Raw genomic sequence first — 24,594 nt, 5'->3', positions numbered from 1 at the left:
CTCAGTAGCTTTTCGGCAGGCCGAGCACGCGCTCCGCGATGTAGCAGCAGATCAGGTTGGGGCTGACCGGGGCGATCCAGGGGATCATCGCCTCGCGCAGGAAGCGCTCGACGTGGTATTCCTTGGCATAGCCGAAGCCGCCATGGGTCATCACCGCATTCTGGCAGGCCTTCATCGCCGCTTCCGCCGCGAGGTACTTGGCCGCGTTGGCGGCGGCGCCGCTGTCCTGCTTCCGGTCGTATTTCCAGGCGGCCTGCAGGGTCATCAGCCAGGCGGCCTCGAGCGCCATCCAGTCCTGCGCGAGGGGGTGCTGCACCGCCTGGTTCTGGCCGATGGGGCGGCCGAAGACCACCCGCTCCCGGGCGTAGTCGGTGGCCCGCTTCAGCGCGACGCGGCCGATGCCGACGGCCTCGGCGGCGATCAGCACGCGCTCGGGGTTCAGCCCGTGCAGGATGTAGCGGAAGCCGCGGCCCTCCTCGCCGATCCGGTCCTCGAGCGGGATGGGCATGTCCTCGAAGAAGATCTCGTTGGAATCAACCGCCTTGCGGCCGGCCTTGTCGATCTCGCGGATGCTGGCATGCGCCCGGTCGAGCCTGGTGTAGAACAGGCTGATGCCGTCGGCCGGGCTGGCGCATTGCTCGATCGGGGTGGTGCGGGCCAGCAGCAGGATATTGTCGGCGACTTGGGCGGAGCTGATCCAGACCTTCTGGCCATTGGCGTAGTAGGTATCGCCGCGCCGCTCGGCCCGGCACTTGAGCCGGGTGGTGTCGAGGCCGGTGGTCGGCTCGGTCACGCCGAAGCAGGCCTTCACCTCGCCGCGGGCAATGGGCGGCAGCATCCGCGCCTTCTGCTCCGGCGTGCCGTGCACCACCACGGGGTGCAGGCCGAAGATGTTGAGGTGGACCGCGGTCGCGCCCGACATGCCGGCACCGGAGGCGGCGATCGCCTCCATCAGCAGCGCCGCCTCGGTGATGCCGAGGCCGGAGCCGCCGTATTCCTCGGGGATGCAGATGCCGAGCCAGCCGGCCTCGGCCAGGGCCCGGTGGAAGTCGTGCGGGAAGCCGCCTTCCTTGTCCTTCTTCAGCCAATAGGCATCGTCGAAGCGGGCGCAGATGGCGGTGACCGCCTCGCGGATCGAATCCTGTTCCGGGGTCAGCGCGAAATCCATCCTGGGTGTCCTCCTGGGACCCAGGCTTGCCCTCCGGGGGTGGGATGGTCAACCGTGGGGCCGGACCATGGGGGATATGGGTGGATGCTGCCGTTGATCGGGTATCTGGATCGCTTCTCGGGCCGGCCGGGGGAGAGCCTCGCGGTGAAGGTCTCGGCGGCGATGCCCTATGCGGCGGATATCGTGCGGATCCGGCATGCCGACCCCAATCCGGCGGGGCCGGGGATGCGGCTGCTCCCGGTCGCCTCCGCCTGCGCGGGGGCGTATCCGGCGCGGGTCCAGGCGGTGCCGCTCGGCTCCTCCGGCCATGCCGGCGGGGCGCTGGAACTCGGCCGCGGCTTCACCCTTCTGCTGCGGCTGCAGCCCTGGCTGCTGCGCGGGCAGGTGGTGGCGCTCGAGGTCGGCGGCCATGCCCTGGCGCTGACGCTGGGTGCCGCGGGGCTGGTGGCGACGGCGGATGGCGTGGCCTGCGCCCTGGCGGCGGCCCCCCACCCCCGGCGCTGGTACGAGGTCGCGGTGACCCTCGGCGAGGGCCGGCTGCGGCTGGCGCAGCGGGCGCTGCAGCCGGTGGCGGGCCGGCCGGACGAAGGCACGGCCGAGGCGGCGCTGCCGGCGGCGGACTGGTCGGGGACCGCGACGCTGACCTTCGGGGCCGGCTTCAACGGCCGGATCGAGGACCCGATGCTGCTGGCGGGCACTGACCCGGCCACGCTCGACGACCCGGAGGCGCTGCTGGCGGCCGGCCGGGTGCGGGCCTGGTGGGATTTCTCGATCGGCATCGGCGGCGACGGCATCACCGACCGCGGCCCGGCGGCCCTGCACGGGACGCTCCGGAACCTCCCGACCCGGGCCATGCGCGGCAGCCGCTGGACCGGGACGGAGCACGCCTGGCGCCACGCGCCGCGGCATTACGCCGCCATCCATTTCCACGAGGACGACCTGGCCGATTGCGGCTGGGAGACCGCCTTCACCGTGCCCATCCCGGCCGACATGCCGAGCGGCGTCTATGGCGTGCGATTACGTGGTGCCGATGGGGCGGCGACAGCCGAGGACATCATCCCCTTCTACGTGCTGCCGCCGAAGGGCACGGTGCGGGCGCCGATCGCCTTCCTCGCCAGCACCTTCACCTACCAGGTCTATGCCAACCACCAGCGCGGCAACCTTGACGACGCCTTCCGCCGGCGCATCGCGGAGTGGGGCGCCTATCCGCACAGCCCCGACGAGCATTCGGAATTCGCCCACAGCACCTACAACACCCACCCCGACGGCAGCGGCATCGGCTTCAGCACGCGGCTCCGGCCGATCCTGACCATGCGGCCGGGCTTCCTCACCTTCGACGATGCCCGCGGCTCCGGCCTCAGGCACTTCCCGGCCGACAGCCACATCACCGACTGGCTGGAGGCGAAGGGCATCGCCTTCGACGTCATCACCGACGAGGACCTCGATGCGGAGGGGCTGCCGCTGCTGGCCGGCTACAAGGCGGTGGTGACCGGGGCGCACCCCGAATACCACAGCCAGGTGATGCTAGACGCGCTGCAGAACTACGTGGGTGGCGGCGGGCGCCTGGCTTATCTCGGCGGCAACGGCTTCTACTGGAAGGTGGCGCGGCGGGCCGACCTGCCGGGGGTGATCGAGCTGCGCCGGGCCGAGGGCGGCATCCGCGCCTGGGCGGCCGATCCCGGCGAGTACTACCACCAGTTCGACGGCACCATGGGCGGCCTTTGGCGGCGCAACGGCCGGCCGCCGCAGCAGCTCTGCGGCGTCGGCTTCTCCGGCCAGGGCGCCTTCGAGGGCTCGCACTACCGGCGGCTGCCGGCCGCCGGGGACCCCCGCGTGGCCTGGATCATGGCGGGGGTCGAGGGCGATATCCTCGGCGACTTCGGCCTGTCCGGCGGCGGCGCCGCGGGCTTCGAGCTGGACCGGGCCGACCCGCTGCTCGGCACCCCGCCGGGGGCGGTGATCCTGGCGCGCTCGGAGCAGCACCAGTCCCACTTCGTGACGGTGCCGGAGGAATTGCTCGGCCGCATCACCACCATCCCCGGCGAGGATGCCGGGGCGCTGATCCGCGCCGAGATCGTCTATTTCGACACGCCGGGCGGCGGCGCGGTCTTCTCGACCGGCTCGATCACCTTTGCCGGGAGCCTGTCGCACAACGGCTACGCGAACCCGATCTCCCGGATGCTCGAGAACGTGCTGCGCCGGTTCGGCGCCTGAGGATGGCAATGCTGATGGATACCCAACAGGAACTGGCGCCGCGGAGCATTCAGCGCGGCGACTACCGGCCGCCGGCCTACGGGATCGATACGGTCGAACTGGATTTCCAACTCGATGCCGCGGCAACGGTCGTCACCGCGAAGCTGGCCCTGCGCCGCGCCGCGGAGGGCCCGCTGCGCCTTGATGGCGACGGGCTGACCCTGGTCGAGGCGCGCTGGGACGGCGTGGCGATCCCGCCGGAGCGGCTGAGCTTCGGCACCGATGGCGCGCTGACGATCCTGGAAGCCCCCGATGCCGGGCTGCTCGAGACCGTGGTGCGGATCGCGCCGGAGAGGAATACCGAGCTTTCCGGCCTCTATACCTCCGGCGGCAATTTCTACACCCAATGCGAGGCGGAGGGCTTCCGCCGCATCACCTTCTTCCCCGACCGCCCCGATGTGATGACGCGCTTCACCGTGACGCTGACCGCCGACAAGGCGAAGGTGCCGGTGCTGCTCTCGAACGGCAATCCGGATGGGGCCGGCGACCTGCCGGACGGCCGCCACTGGGCCCGCTGGGTCGATCCGCATCCGAAGCCGAGCTACCTCTTTGCCCTGGTCGCCGGCGACCTCGTCGCGGTGCGGGACCGCTTCACCACCGCCAGCGGCCGCGAGGTCGCGCTGAACATCTGGGTGCGGCGCGGCGACGAGGACCGCTGCGCCCATGCGATGGACAGCCTGATCCGCAGCATGCGCTGGGACGAGGAGGTCTTCGGCCTTGAGTACGACCTCGACGTCTTCAACATCGCCGCCGTCTCGGATTTCAACATGGGGGCGATGGAGAACAAGGGCCTCAACGTCTTCAACACGAAATACGTGCTCGCCAAGCCGGAGACGGCGACCGACGGCGACTACCAGGGCATCGAGACCGTCATCGCGCATGAGTATTTCCACAACTGGACCGGCAACCGCGTCACCTGCCGCGACTGGTTCCAGCTCAGCCTGAAGGAAGGGCTGACGGTCTTCCGCGACCAGGAGTTCAGCGCCGACCAGGGCAGCCGCGCGGTCAAGCGCATCCGCGACGTGCGCGGGCTGCGGGCGGCGCAATTCCCCGAGGACGCCGGGCCGATGGCGCATCCGGTGCGGCCGGACAGCTACATCGAGATCGACAATTTCTACACGCCGACGGTCTACCAGAAGGGCGCCGAGGTGGTGCGGCTGCTCCATACCCGCATCGGCGCCGCGGCCTTCCGGCGGGGGATGGACCTCTACATCGCCCGCAACGACAACCGCGCGGTGACCATCGAGGAATTCGTCGGCGCCATGCAGGAGGCCTCGGGCATCGACCTCTCGGCCTTCATGGGCTGGTACGACCAGGCCGGCACGCCGGAGCTGCTGGCCGAGGACAGCTACGATGCCGAGGCGAAGCGCTGGACCCTGACGCTGCGGCAGTCCATCCCGCCGACCCCGGGCCAGGAGACCAAGCATCCGGTGCCGATCCCGGTGGCGATGGGGCTACTGGACGGCAGCGGCGGCGAGCTGGCGACGCGGCTGGCCGGCGAGAACGCAGCGGAGCCCGGCACCCGCCTGCTGCTGCTGGAGCAGGCCGAGCAGCGCTTCGTCTTCGAGGACGTGGCGGCGCCGCCCACCCCCTCCCTGCTGCGCGGCTTCTCCGCGCCGGTGCGGCTGAAGGGCATCTCGCCCGAGCGGCTGCGCTTCCTCGCGGTGCACGACACCGACCCCTTCGTCCGCTGGGAGAGCGGGCTGCAATATGCCGCCGGGCTGATGCTGGGGATGGTCGCGGCGCGGCAGCGCGGCGAGGCGCCCGGCTTCGACGAGGCGCTGGCCGAGGCGGTGCTGGCCACGCTGCGCGGCGCCGAGGCCGACCCGGCCTTCGCCGCCGAGGCCCTGGCCCTGCCCGGCGAGGGCTTCCTCGCCGACCAGATGGAGATCGCCGATCCGCAGGCGATCCACCAGGTCCGCCAGCACCTCCGCCGGGAGATCGGCCGGCGCTGCGGCGCCGAGCTCCGGGCCTGCTACGCCAGCCTGGCCGAGGCCGGCGCCTACCAGGTCGATGGCCGCAGCATCGGCCGCCGGGCGCTGCGCAATTCCTGCCTCGCCTATCTGGTGGCGGCCGGCGATGCCGGGCTGGCCGCGGCGCAGTATGAGGCGGCGACCAACATGACGGACACGCTGGCGGCGCTGTCGCTGCTGGTCGATACCACCCATCCCGCCCGCGACGCGGCGCTGGAGGCCTTCCACGCCCGCTGGCACGGGGATGAGCTGGTGCTGGACAAGTGGTTCTCCATCCAGGCCATGTCGGCCCGGCCGGATGCCATGGAAGCCGTGCGCGCGCTGCAGGCGCATCCGGACTTCGACCTGCGCAACCCGAACCGGGCGCGCGCGCTCATCGGCGCCTTCGCCAGCGGCAATCCGCAGCATTTCCACGCCGCCGATGGCACCGGCTACCGCTTCCTCGCCGATGCGGTGATCGCGCTCGACCCGATCAACGCCTCGATGGCGGCGCGGCTGATCTCGCCGCTCGGGATGTGGCGGCGGCAGGCGCCGGCGCGGGCGGCGCTGATGCGGCGGGAGCTGCGGCGCATCCTCGAGGTGCCGAAGCTGAGCAAGGGGACCTTCGAGAAGGCCTCGAAGGGCCTGCTGTAGCTCAGGCCTTCGCCGCGGTGATGGCATCCAGCACGCCATCCATGGCGCGCTGGAAGGCCGGGCCGTCGAGGTAGCCGTCGGTATCGCCGGCACGCTCGAGGAAGGCCCGCCAGCCCGGCCGGGCCATGGCGGCGCGGAAGCGGTCGTGGAAGTAGGCGACGGCCGCATCGGGCGTCGCCGCCGGCATGACCCAGCCCTTCATGTTCTCGATGTCGAGGCTCCAGCCGAGCTCCTTCAGCGTCGGCACGCCCGGGTAGCTCTCGGCCCGGTCGGCCGAGCAGCAGGCGAGGATGCGCAGCAACCCGCCGTCGGTCAGGCCGCGGAACTCCTCGGGGCTGGCGACCATCAGATCCACCTGCCCGGCGGCGACGGCCTGCAGCCCCGGGGCGCCGCCGGTATAGGGGACGTGCAGCAGCTCGACCCCCGCCCGCTTCTCCAGCACCACGAAGACCGAGTGGTAGATCGAGCCGATGCCGGAGGAGCCGTGGCTGACCGCCTGCGGCTTCGCCTTCGCCGCGGCGATCACCTCGGCCATGCTGCGCCAGGGGCTGTCGGCCTTGACCAGGATGAACATGCGCTGGCGCATCAGCCGCATCACGGCACGAAAGCTGGTCCTAGGGTCGTAGGGCAGCTGCCGCCAGGCGGGGATGCTGGTGCTCTCGCTGCCGCCGCCCATCAGCAGGGTATGGCCCTCGGCGCCCAGGGCTGCGACCTGCTGGGCGGCGAGGGTGCCGCCGGCGCCGGGGCGGTTCACCACGAACAGCGGCTGCGGGATCAGCGGCTGCGCCGCCTCGACGATGGCGCGGGCGATGAGGTCGGCGCCGCCGCCGGGGGCGAAGCCGATGATGCATTGCACCGGCCGGGTCGGCTCCCAGCCGGGCGCGGGCTGCCCGGCGGCCCGGCCGGCGGCCAGCGCGGCGAGGCCGCCCAGCAGGACCCTTCGGTGTGGCATCGTCGCTTGCTCCCGGCGCGCATTGGCCGGGCGGACCGGCGTCAGCCAGACTGCCGCAGCAGACCGAGGCTGGCCAGTTCCGTCTGCAGCGCCGCCGGGCCGGTGAAATGGATGCCATGCATGCCGAGCGCGGTGGCGGCCGCGGCATTGCCGGGGTTGTCGTCGATGTAGACGATCTCCTCCGGCCGCAGCCCGTGGCGCTCGACCAGCAGCCGGTAGATGCGGGGATCCGGCTTGATCAGCCCCTCCTGGCCGGAGACCACGATGCCCTGGAACCAGGCCATGAATTCGAAGCGCTCCAGCGCCACCGGGAAGGTCTCGGCAGACCAGTTGGTCAGGGCGAAGAGCGGCGTGCCGGCGGCGCGCAGCGCGGCCAGGATCTCCACCGTACCGGCGATGGGTCCGGCGATCATCTCCGGCCAGCGCCGGTGGAAGGCCTCGATCAGCGCCGCCTGGCCGGGGTGCGCCGCGGCCAGCTCGGCGGTCGCCTCGGCCCAGGGGCGGCCGGCGTCCTGCCGCAGGTTCCAGGCGCCGGTGCAGACCTCGGCGAGGAAGCGCTCCATGCCGGCGGCGTCGCCGGGGAAGAGCTTGCGGTAGAGGTGGCGGGGGTCCCAGTCGATCAGCACGCCGCCGAGGTCGAAGACGACGGTGCTGCGGGCAGTGGCTGGCGGTGCGGGCAAGCGGCCTCTCCTGCGGTGGCGGTGGCCGAGCCTGCCGCATCCGCGGCCCGCTGGACAGCGGGGGGCCGGGCGCCTTCACTCCATGCCCAGGAAGGAAATCCCGCCCGATGCTGCCGACGCCGAGACTGCCGGTCCCCCCGGGCGCCTGCGACACGCACATGCACCTCTATGGCCCCGGCTATCCGCTGGCCCCGACCAATGGCGGGCGGCCGGTGCCGGCGGAGGCGGATGTGGCGGCCTACCGGGCGGTGATGGCGCGGCTCGGGCTGAGCCGGGTGGTGGTGGTGCAGCCGACCAGCTACGGCACCGACAACCGCTGCACCCTGGATGCGGTGGCAACGCTCGGCGACGCGGCGCGGGCGGTGGTGGTGGTGACGCCGGCGGCGACGCCGGCCGGGCTGGCGCGGCTGCATGCGGCCGGGGCCCGCGGCGCCCGCTTCCACCTGCTCGGCGGCGCGCCGCAGGGCTGGGAGGCGGTCGCGCCGGTGGCGGCGCTGGTGGCGCCGCTCGGCTGGCACGTGCAGCTGCAGTTCGACGGCAACGAGCTGCCGGCGCGGGAGGCGATGATCCGCGCCCTGCCCTGCCCGGTGGTGCTGGACCACATCGCGCGGTTCCACCCGCCCGGCGCGCCGGACAGCCAGCCGGTGCGGGCGCTGCTGCGGCTGCTCGAGACCGGCCGGGTCTGGCTGAAGGTGAGCGCGCCCTATCATTCCTCCCTCGCCGGGCCGCCGGACTACCGGGACGTGACCGCCATCGCCCGGGCGGCGATCGGCACCGCCTCCGACCGGGTGGTCTGGGCCAGCAACTGGCCGCACCCGAACCCGCCGGCCCATCCCGTCGACGAGGCGGCGCTGCTGGACCTGCTGGGGCATTGGGTGCCGGATGACGCGACGCGGCGGCGCATCCTGGTGGACAATCCCGCCGCCCTCTACGGCTGGCCGCCGCCGGCGAAGCCGGGCTAGCCTCCGGCGACGGAGGACACCACGATGATGCATGGCCTGGTCAGGGGATTGCTGGCCTTGGGACTGGCAGCGGCGGCGGTGGCGCCGGCCCGGGCGGAGCTCGACCCCAAGGCGATCACCGCCCTGCTGCCGGCGCAGATCCCCTGGGGGCCGGTATCGGCCGCGGGCAACCAGCAGGCGGTGCTGGTGGGCGACCCGGCCGGGCCGGGCTTCTACGCCGTCATGGTCCGCTGGCTGCCGGGGCACATGAGCCGGCCGCATTCGCACCCCAACGACCGCTTCATCACCGTGCTCTCGGGCACCTGGTGGATGGGCAGCGGGCCGGCGTTCAGCCCGGAGACGACGGTGCCGGTGCCGGCGGGCGGCTTCGTCACGCATCACGCCCGGGGCGTGCACTACGACGGCGCCAAGGCGGAGCCGGCGGTGCTGCTGATCGTCGGCGAGGGCCCGGGCACCTCGGCCCCCGCCGCCGCCCCGGCCCGCTAGGCATGGCGCTGATCGAGGCGCGGTTCCGCGGCCCGCCCGGCGTCGGCAACGGCGGCTACGTCGCCGGGCGGATGGCGGCGCTGCTCGGGCGGCAACCGCTCGAGGTGACGCTGCGGCGGGGCTGGCCGCTCGACGTGCCGCTCGGGATCCGCCGCCGGGACGGGCTGGTCGAGGCCTGCGACGCCGCCGGGCAGGTGATCGCCGAGGCGCGGCCGGTCGAATTCGCGCTGGAGGTGCCGCCGCCGCCCTCCGTGGCCGAGGCGGCGGCGGCGACGCGCTGGTTCGCCGAGGGGCCCTTCAGCCACAGCCAGGGGCAGTGCTTCGTCTGCGGCACGGCGCTGGCGGAGGGCGTCGGGCTGCGGGTCTTCACCGGGCGGGTGCCGGGACGGCCGGGGGTCGCCGCGGCGCTGTGGCGGCCGGCGGCGGGCTTCGCCGGCGCCGACGGCACGATCGATCCGGCCTACCTCTGGTCGGCGCTCGATTGCGCCGGGCATTTCGCCTTTACCGTCGATGCCGCGCCGGGGCGGATGCTGCTGGGTCGGATCGCCGGCGAGTTGCGCGGCCCGGTGGCGGTGGGCGAGGCCTGCATCGTGCTGGGCTGGCAGATCGCGGCGGAGGGGCGGAAGCGCCATGCCGGCACCGCCATCTTCGGCGCCGATGGCGGGCTGCGCGGGCTGGCGCGGGCGCTCTGGGTGGTGCCGGCGCCCACCCCGGCCTGATCCTGCCGGGTCAGGCGAGGATCGGGGTGGCGACGGAGACCGCCATCAGCACCAGCGCGACCGCGGCGGCCAGGCGGATGGGCCGGTGCCAGGCCAGCACCGCCTGGCGGAAGGCCGGATGGGCGAAGAGGCTGGCGACGCCGAGGAAGAAGGCCAGCGCCGCAGCCGCGACCGAAGGCGGCACCAGCAGCCGCAGCTCGCCCACGGCCGAGAGCGGGCCGAGGAATTGCGCGGCGAAGAAGGCCGCGGTCAACGGGTTGGTCGCGGCGGTGCAGAAGGCGGCGCCGAATTCGGCGGTGCGGGCGGTGCGGTCCCGCAGCGCCGCCGGGTCGGGCGGGCGGGACCGTGCCACCGACCAGGCGACCCAGAGCAGCAGTCCCGCGCCCAGCAGCCGGCAGGCGGCGTTCCAGCCGCCCTGGGCGGCGCCGGCGCCGATGGTGGCGGCGATGGCGGCGGCCAGCGCCCCCGCCCCCAGCGCCACGCCGAGGCAGAGCGGCAGGGCGCCGCGCAGCCCGCGCAGCGCGGCGACGCCGCCGATGACCAGCAGGTTGGGACCGGGCGTCGCCAGCACGATCAGGTAGCCCAGCAGGAAATGGCCGAGCAGGGTGCCGGCCTCGAGCCCTGGCGGCATCATGCCGGGCGGCCCATGGCGGCGCCGGCCGCGCGCTGCGACCCTGATCGCGCCGGGGAGCCTGCTGCTGCGGTGGCAAGCTGCATGGGACTGTCCTTCCGCCCGGGAATTCCCGGAAGCGGCGGCATACTGCAGACGGGCAACAACGATGCCCAATGCCTTGTTGCGGTTATTTGTTTAGTTGATTGGTCGGTACTGTCGCGCGACAGTATTCGCCGCGCATGTCCTGGATCAGGACATGGGATGCTGCGGCGGCCCGTTCCAGTCCGGGTGACATGTCCCGCATGCTGCGGCGCAGGACACGGCTTGCATCGCGCCGCGGCAGGAGGCCGGGACATGGGCAGGGTTCTCGATGCGCCATCGGCCGCCCGCGACGGCTGCCTGGCGCCGCATGGGCATGTCACCGCCCGGGTCGCGCTGACGCCGAGCCATGAGGAGAGCGGCTGCGTCACCATCCTGCCGGGCTCGCACCGGCACGGCCATCTCCCGCACGCCGACCGCAAGGACCCGGCGGTGATGCGGTCGCGCGGCCAGACGGCAAGCCTGGCGGTGGCGGCGCGGGCGGCGGTGCCGGTCATCGTGCAGCCCGGCCAGTTCCCGCTGCACGACACGCTGGCGCTGCGTGCCTCGGCGCCGGACCGCTCGGGCCCGGGACCGGATCGGCCTCGGATCAGCGACATCGCGGCGCGGGTGCGGCACGTCGGGTCGACCCGGCGCTCGGCGACGCTGGTGCGCGGGGAGAACCGGCACGGCCGCTTCGGCCTGGAGCCACGGCCGGGAGGCGGATGCCGCGGCCCCGGCGGTGCACGCCGACAGCCACGGCCGCTGCTGGACGGCGCGCGAATCCATCCCGGAGATGACGCTGGCCCATCGAGGCCGGCGGATTAATCCGGGCGGCGGCGCCGGCCCGGTCTTGCCGCCGCGGCGAAGCGGCCCCACACAGCGGTCATGAGCCTCGTCAGCGGTGTCGTCGTCTATTTCCTGATCTGGTGGGTGGTGCTCTTCGCGGTGCTGCCCTTCGGCACCCGCCCGGAGGCGGAGGGCGACCCCGAAAGCGGCTGGCGCGGCACGCCGCAGGCGCCGCGACTCTGGCGGAAGGCGGCGGTCACCACGCTGGTTTCCAGCGTGATCTTCGTCTTCGTCTTCCTGCTGATCGACAGCGACTGGCTCAGCTTCCGCACCGGCTGGCTGGCCTTGCCCGAAAAATGAGCGACTTTCCGGCTGTCAGGCCGGTGTCGCCTTCTTGTTGTGCGAGGTTGGTTTGGCAGCATCTTTTTCTGGCGACGCGGGCATCGATTGAGGTTGTGCCACGTTGGTCGCTGGCGCCAACATACTGGCAGAGGGAGGGTTGGTCCTCTCTCTGCCGTGTGACTGGCGTTTCCTCCCTAAACTCGGGCCGTACCCCAACGGGTGCGGCCCTTTTTTTCGTCTACTGCATGGGTGTCGTTTCGCCAAGTGGGAAACAACGCGAAAGCGGAATTTTCTTTTGGTTTCGTTCGTACCGCACCGCAACATCGCAAGAAAATTGCGGCAGTGCAGCGGAAGGGCCTAGCCCCTGGCGGAACGGGCGCCCCGCCCCTAGTGTCCGGCCGCCCTCCTGCCCCTGCCCTCACGCCCCGGAGCCCGCCTTGCGCCTGTCCCGCGCCTTCCTGCCGACCCTCAAGGAAACCCCGGCCGATGCGCAGATCGCCTCGCACCGGCTGATGCTGCGCGCGGGGATGGTCCGGCAGACCAGCGCCGGCATCTATGCCTGGCTGCCGCTCGGCTGGCGGGTGCTGCAGAAGGTCGAGCAGATCGTCCGCGAGGAACAGGACCGCGCCGGCGCCCAGGAAATCCTGATGCCGACCATCCAGACCGCCGACCTCTGGCGCACCAGCGGGCGCTACGACGCCTATGGGCCGGAGATGCTGCGGCTGCAGGACCGGCACGACCGGGAGATGCTCTACGGCCCGACCAACGAGGAAATGGTCACCGACATCTTCAAGACCTACGCGAAATCCTACCGGGACCTGCCGCGCAACCTCTACCACATCCAGTGGAAGTTCCGGGACGAGGTCCGCCCCCGCTTCGGGGTGATGCGCGGCCGCGAATTCCTGATGAAGGACGCCTATTCCTTCGACCTCGACTATGCCGGGGCGCAGAAATCTTACCGCCAGATGTTCGTCGCCTACCTCCGGACCTTCGCCCGCATGGGGCTGAAGGCCATCCCGATGCAGGCCGATACCGGGCCGATCGGCGGCAACCTCTCCCATGAGTTCCTGATCCTGGCCGAGACCGGCGAGAGCCAGGTCTACCTGCACCGGGACCTGCTGGAATTCGACGCGCTGTCGCAGCCGGTCGACTACGACGGCGACCTCTCGCCGGTCATGGACTTCTGGACCAGCCGCTACGCCGCGACCGACGAGAAGCACGACGCGGCCGCCTGGGCCCAGGTGCCGGCCGAGCGGCAGGTCAGCGCGCGCGGCATCGAGATCGGCCACATCTTCTACTTCGGCACCAAGTACAGCGCGGCGATGGGGCTGCAGGTGGCCGGGGCGGACGGCAAGATGGTGGTGCCCGAGATGGGCAGCTACGGCATCGGCGTCTCCCGCCTGGTCGGCGCCATCATCGAGGCGAACCACGACGAGGCCGGCATCCGCTGGCCGGAGGCGATCGCCCCCTTCAAGGTCGCGGTGCTGAACCTGAAGCAGGGCGATGCCGCGACCGATGCGCTGTGCGACAGGCTCTACGCCGCCTTCGACCCGGATGCGGTCTACGACGACCGCGCCGACCGCGCCGGGGTGAAATTCGCCGATGCCGACCTGATGGGCTACCCCTGGCAGGCCATCGTCGGGCCGCGCGGCGCGGCGGTCGGCAAGGTCGAGCTGAAGCGGCGCGCCACCGGCGAGCGGCTGGAACTCTCGCTCGAGGATGCGATCGCCCGCATCAAGGCCTGACCCCACCCATGTTCAATGCCTTCGAGCGGGCCGTCGCCTTCCGCTACCTGCGCGCCCGCAAGGGCGAGCGCTTCGTGTCGGTCATCGCCATCTTCTCCCTGGTCGGCATCGCCCTCGGCGTCGCCACGCTGATCATCGTGATGAGCGTGATGAACGGCTTCCGCCAGGAGCTGCTCGGCCGCATCCTCGGGCTGAACGGCCACATGGGCATCTATGCCGCGGATGGCGGCGCCATGCGCGACTACGACCCGGTGGCGGCGGCGATCCGTGCGGTGCCGGGCGTGGTCATGGCGACGCCGATCGTCGAGGGCCAGGTGCTGCTGACCAGCGAGCAGGGCGGCGCCTCCGGCGGCCTGGCGCGCGGCATCAAGACCGAGGATCTGAAGGCCAAGGCGATCATCGCCAACAACATCCGCCGCGGCTCGCTGGCCGGCTTCGAGGGCGAGGATGCCATCGTCATCGGCACCGGCCTCGCCAACAAGCTGCGGGTCGGGGTCGGCGACCGGGTCAGCCTGGTCTCGCCGCAGGGGCGGACCACGGTGCTCGGCACTCTGCCGCGGGTGCGTGCCTACCGGGTCGCGGCGCTGTTCAACGTCGGCATGAACGAATACGACAGCACCTTCGCCTACCTGCCCATGGCGGCGGCACAGCTCTTCTTCCAGACCGGCGACGCGGCCAGCCAGATCGAGGTCTTCGTCCAGGACCCGACCCGGGTGCGGGCGGTGAATACCGAGATCCGCCGGGCACTGGGCCCCGACCGGCCGGTGCGGATCGTCGACTGGCAGGACGCCAACAGCAGCTTCTTCAATGCGGTGCAGGTCGAGCGGAACGTGATGTTCCTGATCCTGACGCTGATCATCATCGTCGCCGCCTTCAACATCGTCAGCAGCCTGATCATGCTGGTGAAGGACAAGGGGCGGGACATCGCCATCCTGCGGACCATGGGGGCGACCAGCGGCTCGATCCTCAGGATCTTCCTGCTCTGCGGCGCCTCGGTGGGGGTGATGGGCACGCTGATCGGCTTCGGCCTCGGCCTGGTCTTCTGCCTGAACATCGAGAACATCCGCCAGGGCCTGCAATCCCTGACCGGCACCGAGCTGTTCAACGCCGAGGTCTATTTCCTCAGCCAGCTGCCGGCGGTGGTCGACCCGCATGAGGTGGCGCAGGTGGTGCTGATGGGGCTCGGCCTGTCGCTGCTGGCGACGGTCTATCCGAGCTGGCGCGCGGCCAAGCTCGACCCGGTGGAGGCGCTGCGCAATGAGTGAGCCGGCGCTGCGCCTCGAGGGCGTCTCCCGCCGCTTCCGCACCGAGGCGGGGGAGCTGCCGGTGCTGACCGGCGCCGACATGCGGCTGGAGGCCGGGGAGATCGTCGCCCTGGTCGCGCCCTCCGGCACCGGCAAGTCGACCCTGCTGCACCTGGCCGGGCTGCTGGAGAAGCCGGATGCCGGCGAGGTCTTCGTCGGCGGCCGCGCCGCCGGGACGCTGTCCGATGATGCGCGCACCGCCATCCGCCGGACCGACATCGGCTTCGTCTACCAGTTCCACCACCTGCTGCCCGAGTTCACCGCGGAGGAGAACGTGGTGCTGCCGCAGATGGCCGATGCGGTGCCGCGGGCCACGGCCCAGGCGCGGGCGCGGCAGCTGCTGGCCAGCTTCGGCCTGACCGGGCGGGAGAACCACCGCCCCGGCCGGCTTTCGGGCGGCGAGCAGCAGCGGGTCGCCATCGCCCGGGCCCTGGCCAATGCGCCGCGCATCCTGCTGGCCGATGAGCCGACCGGGAACCTCGATGTCGGCACCTCGGAGCTGGTCTTCACCGAATTGCTGGCCGCCGTCCGGGGCCAGGGGGTGGCGGCGCTGATCGCCACCCACAACCCGGCGCTGGCGGCGCGAATGGACCGGGTGGTGACGCTGCGGGATGGGCGGGTGGTGCCGGGCTGAGCTATCCTCGGGGCCATGAGCGACTCGGCCCCCGGCTTCATCCATCTCCACGTCCACTCGAGCTATTCCCTCTCCGAGGGCGCCATCAAGGCGGACAAATTGGCCACCCTGGCCAAGGACGCGAAGATGCCGGCGGTGGCGCTGACCGATACCGCCAACCTCTTTGGCGCGCTGGAATTCGCCCAGGGCTGCGCGGGCAAGGGCATCCAGCCGATCATGGGCTGCCAGCTCTGGCTGTCCCGCACCGCCTCCGACCCGCGGCCCGAGGCAGAGCGGCAGCCGCCCGACCCGATCGTGGCGCTGGCCATGGATGCGGAAGGGCTCGACAACCTGCAGCGGCTCTCCTCCCGCTCCTTCCTCGGCTCGGACGCCTCCGGCCGGCCCTGCCTTTCCTTCGCCACGCTCGAGGAACACGCGGCCGGGCTCTTCCTGCTGACGGGGGGCACCTGCGGCCCGGTCAACCGGCTGCTGTCCGAGGGCCGCCGCGACCCGGCGGAGGCGCTGCTGCGGCGGCTGGCGGCGATCTTCCCGGGGCGGCTGGCGGTCGAGCTGCACCGCCACGGCCTGCCGGTGGAGAAGCAGGTCGAGCCGCCGCTGCTGGCGCTCGCCGATGAGCTGGCGTTGCCCATCGTCGCCGCCAACGACGTCTATTTCGCCACCCCCGCGATGCACGAGGCGCATGACGCGCTGCTCTGCATCGCCGAGAGCCGGCTGCTTTCGGAGAAGGAGCGCCGCCGGGTCACGCCGGAGCATTGGTTCAAGCCGGCCGCGGCCATGCGGGCGCTCTTCGCCGACCTGCCGGAGGCCTGCGACAATACGCTGGCCATCGCCCGCCGCTGCGCCGTGATGGCCGAGACCAAGAAGCCCGAGCTGCCGATGTGCCCCAAGGTGCAGCCCGGCATGACCGAGGCCGAGACGGTGCGCGACATGGCCCGGCGCGGCCTCGAAGCCCGGCTCGATACGCTGAAGATCGAGGGCGAGGCGCGCAGCCCCTACACGACCCGGCTGGAGTACGAGCTCGGCGTCATCGAGAGCATGGGCTTCGCCGGCTACTTCCTCATCGTCGCCGACTTCATCCAATGGGCCAAGGCGCAGACCCCGCCCATCCCGGTGGGTCCGGGACGCGGCTCGGGCGCCGGCTCGGTCGCCGCCTGGGCGCTGCAGATCACCGACCTCGACCCCCTGCGCTTCGGCCTGCTGTTCGAGCGCTTCCTCAACCCCGAGCGCGTCTCGATGCCGGATTTCGACATCGACTTCTGCCAGGACAGGCGCGACCAGGTCATCGACTACGTCCGCCGCGAATACGGCCAGGACCGGGTGGCGCAGATCATCACCTTCGGCAAGCTGCAGGCCAAGGCGGCGGTGCGCGACGTCGGCCGGGTGCTGGGCATGCCCTATGGCCAGGTGGACCGCGTCGCCTCCCTCATCCCCTTCAACCCGGCCAAGCCGGTCACCCTGGCGCAGGCGATCGAGAGCGAGCCGCGGCTGCAGCAGCTGCGCGACACCGACGAGCAGGTGGCGCGGCTGCTCGAGATCGCCAACCAGCTCGAGGGCCTCTACCGCAACGCCTCGACCCATGCGGCCGGCGTGGTCATCGGGCGGAAGCCGCTGATCGACATCGTGCCGCTCTACCGCGACCCGCGCTCGGAAGGGCTCATCACCCAGTACTCGATGAAATACGTCGAGCAGGCCTCGCTGGTGAAGTTCGACTTCCTCGGCCTCAAGACGCTGACGGTCATCGAGCAGGCGCTGACCACCCTGCGCGGCCAGGGCACCGAGGTCGACATCAACGCCATCCCGCTGGACGACGCCAAGACCTTCGAGATGCTGCGCAAGGGCGACGCGGCCGGGGTCTTCCAGTTCGAAGGCCAGGGCATGCGGGACTGCCTGCGGCAGATGCGGGTCGACCGCTTCGAGGACCTGATTGCCGCCGTCTCGCTCTACCGCCCCGGCCCGATGGCCAATATCCCCGCCTATTGCCAGCGCAAGGCGGGCGAGCCCTGGGAGAGCCCGCATCCGAAGATCCATCCCATCCTGGAGGAGACCTTCGGCATCATGGTCTACCAAGAGCAGGTGATGCAGATCAGTCAGGAGTTGGCGGGCTACTCGCTCGGTGGTGCCGACCTGCTGCGCCGCGCCATGGGCAAGAAGATCGCCAAGGAGATGGAGCAGCAGCGCGCCATCTTCACCGAGGGCGCGGTCAGGAACGGCATCGAGCCGGCCAAGGCGACCGAGATCTTCGACATGATGGCGAAGTTCGCGGAATACGGCTTCAACAAATCCCACGCCGCGGCCTATGCGCTGGTCAGCTACCAGACCGCCTGGCTGAAGGCGAACCACACCGTCGCCTTCCTCGCGGCCTCGATGACGCTCGACCTCGACAAGACCGACAAGCTGGCCGGCCACATGCAGGAATGCTCCCGCCTCGGCATCCCGGTGCTGCCGCCCGACATCAACCGCTCCGGCGCGGTCTTCCTGGTCGAGGTCATGGACGACGGCAAGCCGGCCATCCGCTTCGCCCTCTCGGCGGTCAAGCGGGTCGGCGCGGCGGCGATGGAGGCGCTGGTCATGGCGCGGAATGCCACGGCGCCCTTCGCCTCGGTGGCGGATTTCGCCCATCGGGTGGACCCGAAGCTGCTGAACAAGATGATGGTCGAGAACCTGGCCAAGGCCGGCGCCTTCGACCGCATGGAGCCGAACCGCGCCCGGCTGGTCGCCGGCGCCGAGGTGGTGATGCGCGCCGCGCAGGAAGCCGCCGAGCGCCGCGCCGACCCGACCGCCGACATGTTCGGCAGCAGCGCCGGGCCGGTGCCGCTGCGGCTGAAGCCGGTCACCGACTGGCCGCAGCTGGAGAAGCTGGGCTACGAGGCGGAGGCGGTCGGCTTCCACCTCTCGGCGCATCCGCTCGACACCTACAAGGCGGTGCTGCAGCGGCTCGGCGTGACGCCCTTCCTCGCGGTCGCCGACCGCGCCAGGACCGGGTCGGTGAGCCTGAAGCTGGCCGGCACCGTGGTGGCGACCAAGGAACGGCCGACCCGCACCGGCAGCCGGATGTGCTGGGCGACGCTCTCCGACCAGACCGGCAGCTTCGAGGTGACGCTCTTCTCCGAGGTGCTGAACCGCTCCCGCGATTTGCTGGTCGAGGGCATGGCGGTGCTGGTCTCGGCCGAGGCCAAGCTCGAGAACGACAACCTGCGGCTGACCGCGAACGGCCTCGAGGGGCTGGAGAAGGCGGCGCAGAACGTCGGCCAGGGGATCCGGCTCTGGCTGGAAGGCCCGGCGGCGGTGGAGCCGATCCACGCCCTGCTGGCGCGCGAGGGCCGCGGCAAGGGCCGGGTGGTGGTGATCGCCCGGACCGGCGACGGCCAGGAGGTCGAGCTGGCGCTGCCCGGCGGCTTCAACGTCTCGCCCCGGCTGATGCAGGCGATGAAGGTGGTGCCCGGCGTCGCCGAGGTGGTCGCGGTCTGACCGCGCCCGGCCCGGCTACAGCAGGCCCTCGCGCCGGAAGCTCAGGTGCCGGCCGTTGCCGATGATGACGTGGTCATGCAGGGCGATGCCCAGGGCGGCGGCGGCGGCCTTCACCTCCCGCGTCATGGCGATGTCCTCGCCCGAGGGGGTCGGGTCGCCGGAGGGATGGTTGTGGACCAGGATCAGGGCGGTGGCGTTCAGCTCCAGCGCCCGCTTGACCACCTCGCGCGGATAGACCGGGGTGTGGTTGACCGTGCCGCGCGCCTGCGCCTCGTCTCCGACCAGCCGGTTGCGGGTATCGAGGAAGAGGACGCGGAACTGCTCGGTCTTCTCCCGCGCCAGCGCGGCGGTGAGGTAGTCGATCAGCAGGTCCCACTTGTTGAGGACCGGCATCTCCATCACCTCGGCCCGGGCGAGGCGGAGGGAGGAGGCCTGCACCAGCTTCAACGCGGCGACGCTGTGCTCGCCCAGCCCGCGGGTCTCGAGCAATTCCTGCTGCGGCGCCGCCAGCACCCGGGCGAAGCTGCCGAAGCGATTGATCAGTGCCTTGGCCAGCGGCTTGGTGTCGCCCTTGGGCATGGCGAAGAACAGCAGCATCTCCAGCAGTTCGTAGTCGGCCAGCGCATCCGGCCCGCGCTCGAGCAGCTTCTGCCGCATCCGGCCGCGATGGCCCTGCGGCCCGGTGCTGGGAAAGGGATGGGAGGCGGCATCCCCCGCGCCGGGGCGGGACGCCCTGCGGCCCTCCGCCGCATGCCGGAGGGAAAAGCCGGCCCCCGCCGCCCCGGGCGGGTGCAGGGGCGGGGCGGCCGCCTCGTTGAAGCCGGCCCGGCCCGGGACCGCAGGATCATCGGCGGTCCCGGCCGGCGGCGCCTGCGGGCCGGCCGCTGGCGCCGATCGCCAGATGGCCTTCTTGCCCCAGAGCATGGTCCGCAGCGCCAAGATCCCGCCCCTTGCCGGAGGCCGGGACGCTATCATTGTTAACAAGAAATGAAAAGCGGAACCGGAACCCGGGCCCTGCGGCCCGGGACGCCCTGCCCTAGACCCGCAGCAGATGCACCTCGACGTTCGGCTTCTTCCGCAGCCGGCGGCCGACCGCCTTGCGCAGCACGGTCCGGGCCGCCTCGCGCAGCGCGTCATCCTCCCGCCGCAGCGAATTCGGCAGGTCGCCCACCGCCCGGGCGAGATCGGCGGCGAGCTGGACGGAATCCCGGTCGCCGCCCTCGAACAGGCCGGGCGCCGAGATCTGCGGCGTGCCGAGCACCCGCCCCGTGGAATCCACGGCGAAGCTCGCCACCACCACGCCGTTGAAGAGCATGCGCTTGCGCGCCGCCAGCACGCCGCCCGAGAGCGGCAGCAGCCGGCCGTTGTCGACCGCGAGGCGGCCGGTCGGCACGGCCTCCACCACATCCGGCCTGCCCGGCGAGAGGCGCAGCACGTCGCCGTCCTCGACCAGCACCGGGATGGCGCCGAGGTCCTCGGCCAGGGCCGCGTGCTCCGAGAGGTGGCGCCACTCGCCATGCACCGGCACGGCGTATTTCGGCTTCACCAGCGCATAGAGGCGCTTCAGCTCATCCCGCGCCGGATGGCCGGAGACATGCACCATGTGGTCGTCGGCCGTCATGATCCGGCAGCCGCGGCGGGCCAGCTCGTCCTGCAGCTTCAGGATGCCGCGCTCGTTGCCCGGAATCATGCGGGAGGAGAAGATGACGGTATCCCCCTCCCCCAGCGCGATGGCGGGGTGGGTATCGGCGCCGATCTTGGCCAGCGCCGAGCGCGGCTCGCCCTGGCTGCCGGTGCAGATGATGAGCAGGTTGTCGTCGGGGATGAAGCCGGCCTCCTCCTCGGAGACGAAGGGCTCGATCTCCCGGAGGTAGCCGCATTCCCGCGCCGCCGCTTCCGCGTTGCGCAGCGATCGGCCGAACAGCGCCACCTGCCGTCCCGCCGCCTGGCCGGCCCGGGCGATGCTCTCGACCCGGGCGACGTTGGTGGCGAAGCAGGTGACGGCGACCCGGCCGCGCAGCCCCTTGATGATGGCGGCGAGGTTGCGGCGCACCTCGGCCTCGGAGCCGGAATGGCCCTCGACCAGCGCATTGGTCGAGTCGCAGACCATGGCCAGCACCCCTTCCTCGCCCAGCTTGGCGAAGGCGGCCTCGTCGGTCGGCAGGCCGATCAGCGGCTCGGGGTCCAGCTTCCAGTCGCCGGTATGCACGACCAGCCCGTGCCGGGTGCGGATGGCGACGGCCTGGGCCTCCGGCACCGAATGGGCGACGCGGAGGAATTGCAGGTCGAAGGGCTTGAGGGAGACGCTGCCGCTGAGCGGCACGGTGATGACCTTGGCCTCGCCGTTCAGCCCGGCCTCGCCCAGCTTCCGCCGCAGCACGGCGGCGACGAAGGGCCCGGCATAGATGGGGCAGCGCAGCTGCGGCCAGAGATGGGCGACGGCACCGACATGGTCCTCATGCGCATGGGTGATGACCAGGCCGACCAGCCGGTCCCGCCGCTCGGAGAGCCAGACCGGGTCGGGGACCATGACCTCGACCTCCGGCATCTCAGGGCCGCCGAAGCCGATGCCGCAGTCGATTGCCAGAAGCTTGCCGTCGCAACGGTAGACATTCAGGTTCATGCCGATCTCGCCGGTCCCGCCAAGCGGGATGAAAGCAAGATCGTCGGCCGCATCGGGTGCGGCCGAGCCGTTAAAATCGTTCATGCTTACCTTCTAGGGCATAGTCGCGCCGGTTGCGCCGGCAACGTGGCCCCAGCCTTTCATACCGCGATCGCTTCCCGCACGGTCCGGAGCGCTGACCTTGGTCCCGGTCAAGGGGGCCGCTTCAACCCGGATCGCGTAGGGGTGTTTTGCCTAAGGTGGGGACCGGGTTGCGTTCCGCCAACAGGCGAAGCCCCTCCAGGGTGAGATCGGGGTCGATCCGCTCGATCACCGCCGTGCCCTCGGCCAGCAGCGGGGCGAGGCCGCCGGTGGCGACCACCTTCATCCCGGCCTCCTGCTCGGCCCGGATGCGGCCGATGATGCCCTCGATCAGCCCGACGTAGCCCCAGTAGATCCCGGACTGCATGGCGGCGACGGTGTCCCGGCCGATCACCGCCTGCGGCCGGCCGATGCCGATCCGCGGCAGCCGCGCCGCGGCGGTATGCAGCGCCTCGAGCGAGAGGTTGATTCCCGGCGCGATGACGCCGCCGAGGTAGGCGCCCGAGCCGTCGACCACGTCGAAGGTGGTGGCCGTGCCGAAATCCACGACCACCAGCGGCCCGCCGTAGTGCCGGTGCGCCGCCAGCGAGTTCAGCAGCCGGTCGGCGCCCACCTCCCCCGGCCGGTCCACCCGGATGGCGAAGCCCCAGTCCAGCACCGCGCGGGCGACCAGCGGCTCGGCCAGGAACCATTCGCGGCAGAGCCGGCGGAGGTTGTAGAGCGCGGCCGGGACCACCGTGCCGATGACGCAGCGATCGACGTCGCCCGGCTTCAGGCCGGAGAACTGCAGCAGCGCCAGCAGCCAGACCGCGTATTCGTCCGAGGTGCGGTCCGGCCGGGTGGCGATGCGCCAGCGGCCGCGCCATTCCCGGCCGTCGTGCACGGCGAAGACGACGTTGGTGTTGCCCGCATCGATCGCCAGCAGCATGGCCTCAGGCCCCCTCCGGCCGCTGCTGGATCTCGCCGCTGCGGATGACGTGGCGCTGGCCCCCGGCTTCGAGCAGCAGCCCGCCGTCCTCGGCGAGGCCGGCGAAGCGGCCGGCGGTCACCGGGCCCGCGGACAGCGTCAGCGGGGTGCCGGGGTCGGGGCCGAGGGCGGTCCAGGCGGTGCGCACCGGGGCGAAGCCCTCGGCCGCCTGCCGCCGGGCCCAATGGTCGACGCGGGCGATGAGCCGGGCGGCGAAGGCCTCCGGCGCCTCGGCGGCGCCGAGCTTCGCGGTCGGCCGGTCCGGCAGCGGCGGCGCCGCCGCCAGGTTGACGCCGATGCCGAGGCTGACCCAGGCGAGGGTCCCGTCCGCCGCCAAGGCGCTCTCGGTCAGGATGCCCGCGCATTTCGCGCCATGCCGCAGCAGGTCGTTCGGCCATTTCAGCCGCAGCGCCAGCGGCTCCGGGTCGAGGGCGCGGGCCGCCTCGGCCAGGGCGACGCCGGCGACCAGCGACCACTGCCCGGCCTCGCGCACCGGCCCCGGCGGCCGCAGCAGCAGGGTGCAGAAGAGGTTGCCGTCCGGCGAGGCCCAGGCCCGCCCCGACCTGCCGCGCCCGGCGGTCTGCCGGCGGGCGAGCACCGCGAGCCCGGCGGGGGCGCCGGCCTCGGCCGCCGCGGCGACCCGGTCGGAGGTGCTGGCCAGGGCCTCATGCACCTCCAGCCGCCAGCCGGGCGGGAGTGTCACCCCAGCAGCGCCGCCGCCGCGGCCTGGGCCGCCGCCAGCATCGGCGCCGGCCAGAGGCAGAACAGCAGGGTGAACAACCCGCTGCCGGCCATGACGATGGTGAGGCTGGCGGGCGCATGGTCGAGCGCGCCGACCGGCTGGTCGAAGTACATCACCTTGACCACGCGGAGGTAGTAGTAGGCCGATACCACGCTGGTCAGCACGCCGATGACGGCCAGCGTCCAGAAGCCGCCCTGCACCGCCGCGAGGAAGACGTAGAGCTTGCCGAAGAAGCCGGCGAGCGGCGGGATGCCGGCCATGGAGAACATGAAGATCGCCATCCACATGGCGGTGGTCGGGTCGGTGCGGCCGAGGCCGGCGAGGTCCTCGATCCGCTCGACCGCGCGGCCCTGGCGCCGCATGGCGACCAGCACGGCGAAGGTGCCGAGGTTCATGAAGACATAGATCGCCATGTAGACCAGCAGGCCGCGCAGCCCGATGTCCGAGCCGACCGCGAGGCCCATCAGCGCGTAGCCGACGTGGCCGATCGAGGAATAGGCCATCAGCCGCTTCAGGTTGGTCTGGCCGATGGCGGCGAAGCCGCCGAGGATCATCGAGCCCATCGAGATCAGCAGGATCACCTGCTGCCACTGGGCGATGAGGTCGCCGAAGGGGCCGAGCAGGACGCGCGCCATCAGCGCGATGGCGGCGACCTTGGGGGCGGAGGCGAAGAAGGCGGTCACCGGCGTCGGCGCGCCCTCGTAGACGTCCGGCGTCCACATGTGGAAGGGCACGGCGGAGATCTTGAAGGCGAGGCCGGTGATGACGAAGACCACGCCGACGATGACCCCGGCCGAGACGCCCTGCTGCGCCGAGAAGGCATCCGCCAGCCGGTCGAAGTTGGTGGTGCCGGCGAAGCCGTAGACCAGCGACGAGCCGTAGAGCAGCAGGCCGGAGGCCAGGGCGCCGAGGACGAAATACTTGAGGCCGGCCTCGGCCGAGCGGGCATTGTCCCGGTTGAAGGCGGCGATGACGTAGAGCGGCAGCGAGAGCAGCTCGAGCCCGATGTAGAGCGACATCAGGTCGTTGGCCGAGATCATGACCATCGCGCCGAGGGTGGCGAAGACCACCAGCACCGGATACTCGAAGCGGCCCAGCCCCTCGCGCTCGTTGAAGTCGAGCGAGAGCAGCAGGCTGACCGCCGCGGCGCCGAGCGCCAGCACCTTCATGAAGCCGCTGAAGCTGTCGGCGACGTAGTGGCCCGAGAGCGCCGTCCCCTCCCCCTGGCCGAGCACCAGCACGGCGGTGAAGAGCAGCGCGCCGATGGCGCCCATGGTGATGGGGAAGAAGGTCTCCTTCTTCGGGATCACGCCGACCAGCAGCAGCAGCAGGCCGGCGCAGCCGAGGACGAGCTCCGGCAGGGCGAGGGTCCAGTCCATGGT

The 24,594-nt window shown here is 71.8% G+C and carries 20 protein-coding genes; 11 read left to right on the top strand and 9 right to left on the bottom strand.

The genetic code is table 11. From position 1 onward, the window contains the following. Position 1: 1 nt before the first annotated feature. Entirely contained in the window at positions 2-1,168 is a 1,167-nt protein-coding gene (locus tag QWZ14_RS25410) for an acyl-CoA dehydrogenase family protein (RefSeq protein WP_290319790.1), read from the bottom strand. Between the two features lie 84 nt (positions 1,169-1,252). On the opposite strand from QWZ14_RS25410, the gene QWZ14_RS25405 reads away from it, so the two are divergent. Then, on the top strand, positions 1,253-3,382 hold the full coding sequence (locus QWZ14_RS25405; protein ID WP_290319789.1) for a N,N-dimethylformamidase beta subunit family domain-containing protein: 2,130 nt from the start codon (positions 1,253-1,255) through the stop codon (positions 3,380-3,382). Positions 3,383-3,396: 14 nt separating this feature from the next. Next, positions 3,397-6,027: an aminopeptidase N gene (gene pepN / locus QWZ14_RS25400; RefSeq protein ID WP_290319788.1), complete on the top strand. Its 2,631-nt coding sequence runs from the start codon at positions 3,397-3,399 to the stop codon at positions 6,025-6,027. Position 6,028: 1 nt separating this feature from the next. On the opposite strand, the gene QWZ14_RS25395 is transcribed toward pepN, so the two are convergent. Beyond that, positions 6,029-6,979, bottom strand: coding sequence for a tripartite tricarboxylate transporter substrate binding protein (locus tag QWZ14_RS25395; protein WP_290319787.1), 951 nt, complete (start codon positions 6,977-6,979; stop codon positions 6,029-6,031). 41 nt (positions 6,980-7,020) lie between these two features. Continuing rightward, complete coding sequence (locus QWZ14_RS25390; RefSeq protein WP_290319786.1) at positions 7,021-7,659, bottom strand: HAD family hydrolase; 639 nt, start codon at positions 7,657-7,659, stop codon at positions 7,021-7,023. Positions 7,660-7,766: 107 nt separating this feature from the next. On the opposite strand from QWZ14_RS25390, the gene QWZ14_RS25385 reads away from it, so the two are divergent. Genes QWZ14_RS25385 through QWZ14_RS25375 form a run of 3 tightly spaced genes read left to right on the top strand, consistent with a single transcriptional unit; the run spans position 7,767 to position 9,826 of the window. Continuing rightward, positions 7,767-8,621: an amidohydrolase family protein gene (locus QWZ14_RS25385; protein ID WP_290319785.1), complete on the top strand. Its 855-nt coding sequence runs from the start codon at positions 7,767-7,769 to the stop codon at positions 8,619-8,621. Between the two features lie 24 nt (positions 8,622-8,645). Further along, positions 8,646-9,107, top strand: coding sequence for a cupin domain-containing protein (locus tag QWZ14_RS25380; protein WP_290319784.1), 462 nt, complete (start codon positions 8,646-8,648; stop codon positions 9,105-9,107). Between the two features lie 2 nt (positions 9,108-9,109). Continuing rightward, positions 9,110-9,826 carry a hypothetical protein gene (locus QWZ14_RS25375; protein ID WP_290319783.1) on the top strand — a complete coding sequence of 239 codons (717 nt, stop codon included), beginning with the start codon at positions 9,110-9,112 and terminating at the stop codon, positions 9,824-9,826. Positions 9,827-9,836: 10 nt separating this feature from the next. Here QWZ14_RS25375 and QWZ14_RS25370 read toward each other — a convergent pair whose 3' ends face one another. Then, entirely contained in the window at positions 9,837-10,460 is a 624-nt protein-coding gene (locus QWZ14_RS25370) for a LysE family transporter (RefSeq protein WP_290319782.1), read from the bottom strand. Between the two features lie 333 nt (positions 10,461-10,793). Here QWZ14_RS25370 and QWZ14_RS25365 point away from each other — a divergent pair, with 333 nt between their 5' ends. The 6 genes from QWZ14_RS25365 to dnaE all read left to right on the top strand — a co-directional run bounded on the left by QWZ14_RS25365 (position 10,794) and on the right by dnaE (position 18,799). After that, entirely contained in the window at positions 10,794-11,345 is a 552-nt protein-coding gene (locus QWZ14_RS25365; protein ID WP_290319781.1) for a phytanoyl-CoA dioxygenase family protein, read from the top strand. Between the two features lie 60 nt (positions 11,346-11,405). Continuing rightward, complete coding sequence (locus QWZ14_RS25360) at positions 11,406-11,666, top strand: DUF1467 family protein (protein ID WP_290319780.1); 261 nt, start codon at positions 11,406-11,408, stop codon at positions 11,664-11,666. Between the two features lie 419 nt (positions 11,667-12,085). Then, positions 12,086-13,393 carry a proline--tRNA ligase gene (gene proS, locus QWZ14_RS25355; RefSeq protein WP_290319779.1) on the top strand — a complete coding sequence of 436 codons (1,308 nt, stop codon included), beginning with the start codon at positions 12,086-12,088 and terminating at the stop codon, positions 13,391-13,393. 8 nt (positions 13,394-13,401) lie between these two features. Continuing rightward, positions 13,402-14,658 (top strand): lipoprotein-releasing ABC transporter permease subunit, encoded by a 1,257-nt coding sequence (locus QWZ14_RS25350; protein WP_290319778.1) that lies wholly within the window; start codon positions 13,402-13,404, stop codon positions 14,656-14,658. After that, positions 14,651-15,331 carry an ABC transporter ATP-binding protein gene (locus QWZ14_RS25345; protein WP_290319777.1) on the top strand — a complete coding sequence of 227 codons (681 nt, stop codon included), beginning with the start codon at positions 14,651-14,653 and terminating at the stop codon, positions 15,329-15,331. Before QWZ14_RS25350 ends, QWZ14_RS25345 begins: the two co-directional genes overlap by 8 nt. 15 nt (positions 15,332-15,346) lie before the next feature. Continuing rightward, positions 15,347-18,799 carry a DNA polymerase III subunit alpha gene (gene dnaE / locus QWZ14_RS25340; RefSeq protein WP_290319776.1) on the top strand — a complete coding sequence of 1,151 codons (3,453 nt, stop codon included), beginning with the start codon at positions 15,347-15,349 and terminating at the stop codon, positions 18,797-18,799. Between the two features lie 15 nt (positions 18,800-18,814). Here dnaE and radC read toward each other — a convergent pair whose 3' ends face one another. The 5 genes from radC to nuoN all read right to left on the bottom strand — a co-directional run bounded on the left by radC (position 18,815) and on the right by nuoN (position 24,591). Beyond that, complete coding sequence (gene radC / locus QWZ14_RS25335; protein WP_353959341.1) at positions 18,815-19,738, bottom strand: RadC family protein; 924 nt, start codon at positions 19,736-19,738, stop codon at positions 18,815-18,817. Positions 19,739-19,835: 97 nt separating this feature from the next. Further along, positions 19,836-21,506 carry a ribonuclease J gene (locus tag QWZ14_RS25330; RefSeq protein ID WP_290319775.1) on the bottom strand — a complete coding sequence of 557 codons (1,671 nt, stop codon included), beginning with the start codon at positions 21,504-21,506 and terminating at the stop codon, positions 19,836-19,838. A 121-nt stretch (positions 21,507-21,627) separates the two neighbouring features. Continuing rightward, a complete protein-coding gene (locus QWZ14_RS25325) occupies positions 21,628-22,431 on the bottom strand; it encodes a type III pantothenate kinase (RefSeq protein WP_290319773.1) in 804 nt (267 codons plus the stop codon). A gap of 4 nt (positions 22,432-22,435) precedes the next feature. After that, positions 22,436-23,173, bottom strand: a complete 738-nt coding sequence (locus QWZ14_RS25320; RefSeq protein WP_290319772.1) for a biotin--[acetyl-CoA-carboxylase] ligase — start codon at positions 23,171-23,173, stop codon at positions 22,436-22,438. After that, positions 23,170-24,591 carry an NADH-quinone oxidoreductase subunit NuoN gene (nuoN, locus tag QWZ14_RS25315; protein ID WP_290319771.1) on the bottom strand — a complete coding sequence of 474 codons (1,422 nt, stop codon included), beginning with the start codon at positions 24,589-24,591 and terminating at the stop codon, positions 23,170-23,172. Before nuoN ends, QWZ14_RS25320 begins: the two co-directional genes overlap by 4 nt. Positions 24,592-24,594: the final 3 nt, after the last annotated feature.

The sequence above is a fragment of the Paeniroseomonas aquatica genome (genome assembly GCF_030409335.1).
Classification (GTDB): domain Bacteria; phylum Pseudomonadota; class Alphaproteobacteria; order Acetobacterales; family Acetobacteraceae; genus Belnapia; species Belnapia aquatica.
Note: the sequence above shows the minus strand (reverse complement) of the source record. Positions and strands in the feature narration are given on the sequence as shown.

Coding starts and splice junctions, on each gene's coding strand:
- QWZ14_RS25410 (WP_290319790.1), bottom strand. CDS start 1,168: ATGGATTTCGCGCTGACCCCGGAACAGGATTCGATCCGCGAGGCGGTC.
- QWZ14_RS25405 (WP_290319789.1), top strand. CDS start 1,253: ATGCTGCCGTTGATCGGGTATCTGGATCGCTTCTCGGGCCGGCCGGGG.
- pepN (WP_290319788.1), top strand. CDS start 3,397: ATGGATACCCAACAGGAACTGGCGCCGCGGAGCATTCAGCGCGGCGAC.
- QWZ14_RS25395 (WP_290319787.1), bottom strand. CDS start 6,979: ATGCCACACCGAAGGGTCCTGCTGGGCGGCCTCGCCGCGCTGGCCGCC.
- QWZ14_RS25385 (WP_290319785.1), top strand. CDS start 7,767: ATGCTGCCGACGCCGAGACTGCCGGTCCCCCCGGGCGCCTGCGACACG.
- QWZ14_RS25380 (WP_290319784.1), top strand. CDS start 8,646: ATGATGCATGGCCTGGTCAGGGGATTGCTGGCCTTGGGACTGGCAGCG.
- QWZ14_RS25375 (WP_290319783.1), top strand. CDS start 9,110: ATGGCGCTGATCGAGGCGCGGTTCCGCGGCCCGCCCGGCGTCGGCAAC.
- QWZ14_RS25370 (WP_290319782.1), bottom strand. CDS start 10,460: ATGATGCCGCCAGGGCTCGAGGCCGGCACCCTGCTCGGCCATTTCCTG.
- QWZ14_RS25365 (WP_290319781.1), top strand. CDS start 10,794: ATGGGCAGGGTTCTCGATGCGCCATCGGCCGCCCGCGACGGCTGCCTG.
- QWZ14_RS25360 (WP_290319780.1), top strand. CDS start 11,406: ATGAGCCTCGTCAGCGGTGTCGTCGTCTATTTCCTGATCTGGTGGGTG.
- QWZ14_RS25350 (WP_290319778.1), top strand. CDS start 13,402: ATGTTCAATGCCTTCGAGCGGGCCGTCGCCTTCCGCTACCTGCGCGCC.
- QWZ14_RS25345 (WP_290319777.1), top strand. CDS start 14,651: ATGAGTGAGCCGGCGCTGCGCCTCGAGGGCGTCTCCCGCCGCTTCCGC.
- dnaE (WP_290319776.1), top strand. CDS start 15,347: ATGAGCGACTCGGCCCCCGGCTTCATCCATCTCCACGTCCACTCGAGC.
- QWZ14_RS25330 (WP_290319775.1), bottom strand. CDS start 21,506: ATGAACGATTTTAACGGCTCGGCCGCACCCGATGCGGCCGACGATCTT.
- QWZ14_RS25325 (WP_290319773.1), bottom strand. CDS start 22,431: ATGCTGCTGGCGATCGATGCGGGCAACACCAACGTCGTCTTCGCCGTG.
- nuoN (WP_290319771.1), bottom strand. CDS start 24,591: ATGGACTGGACCCTCGCCCTGCCGGAGCTCGTCCTCGGCTGCGCCGGC.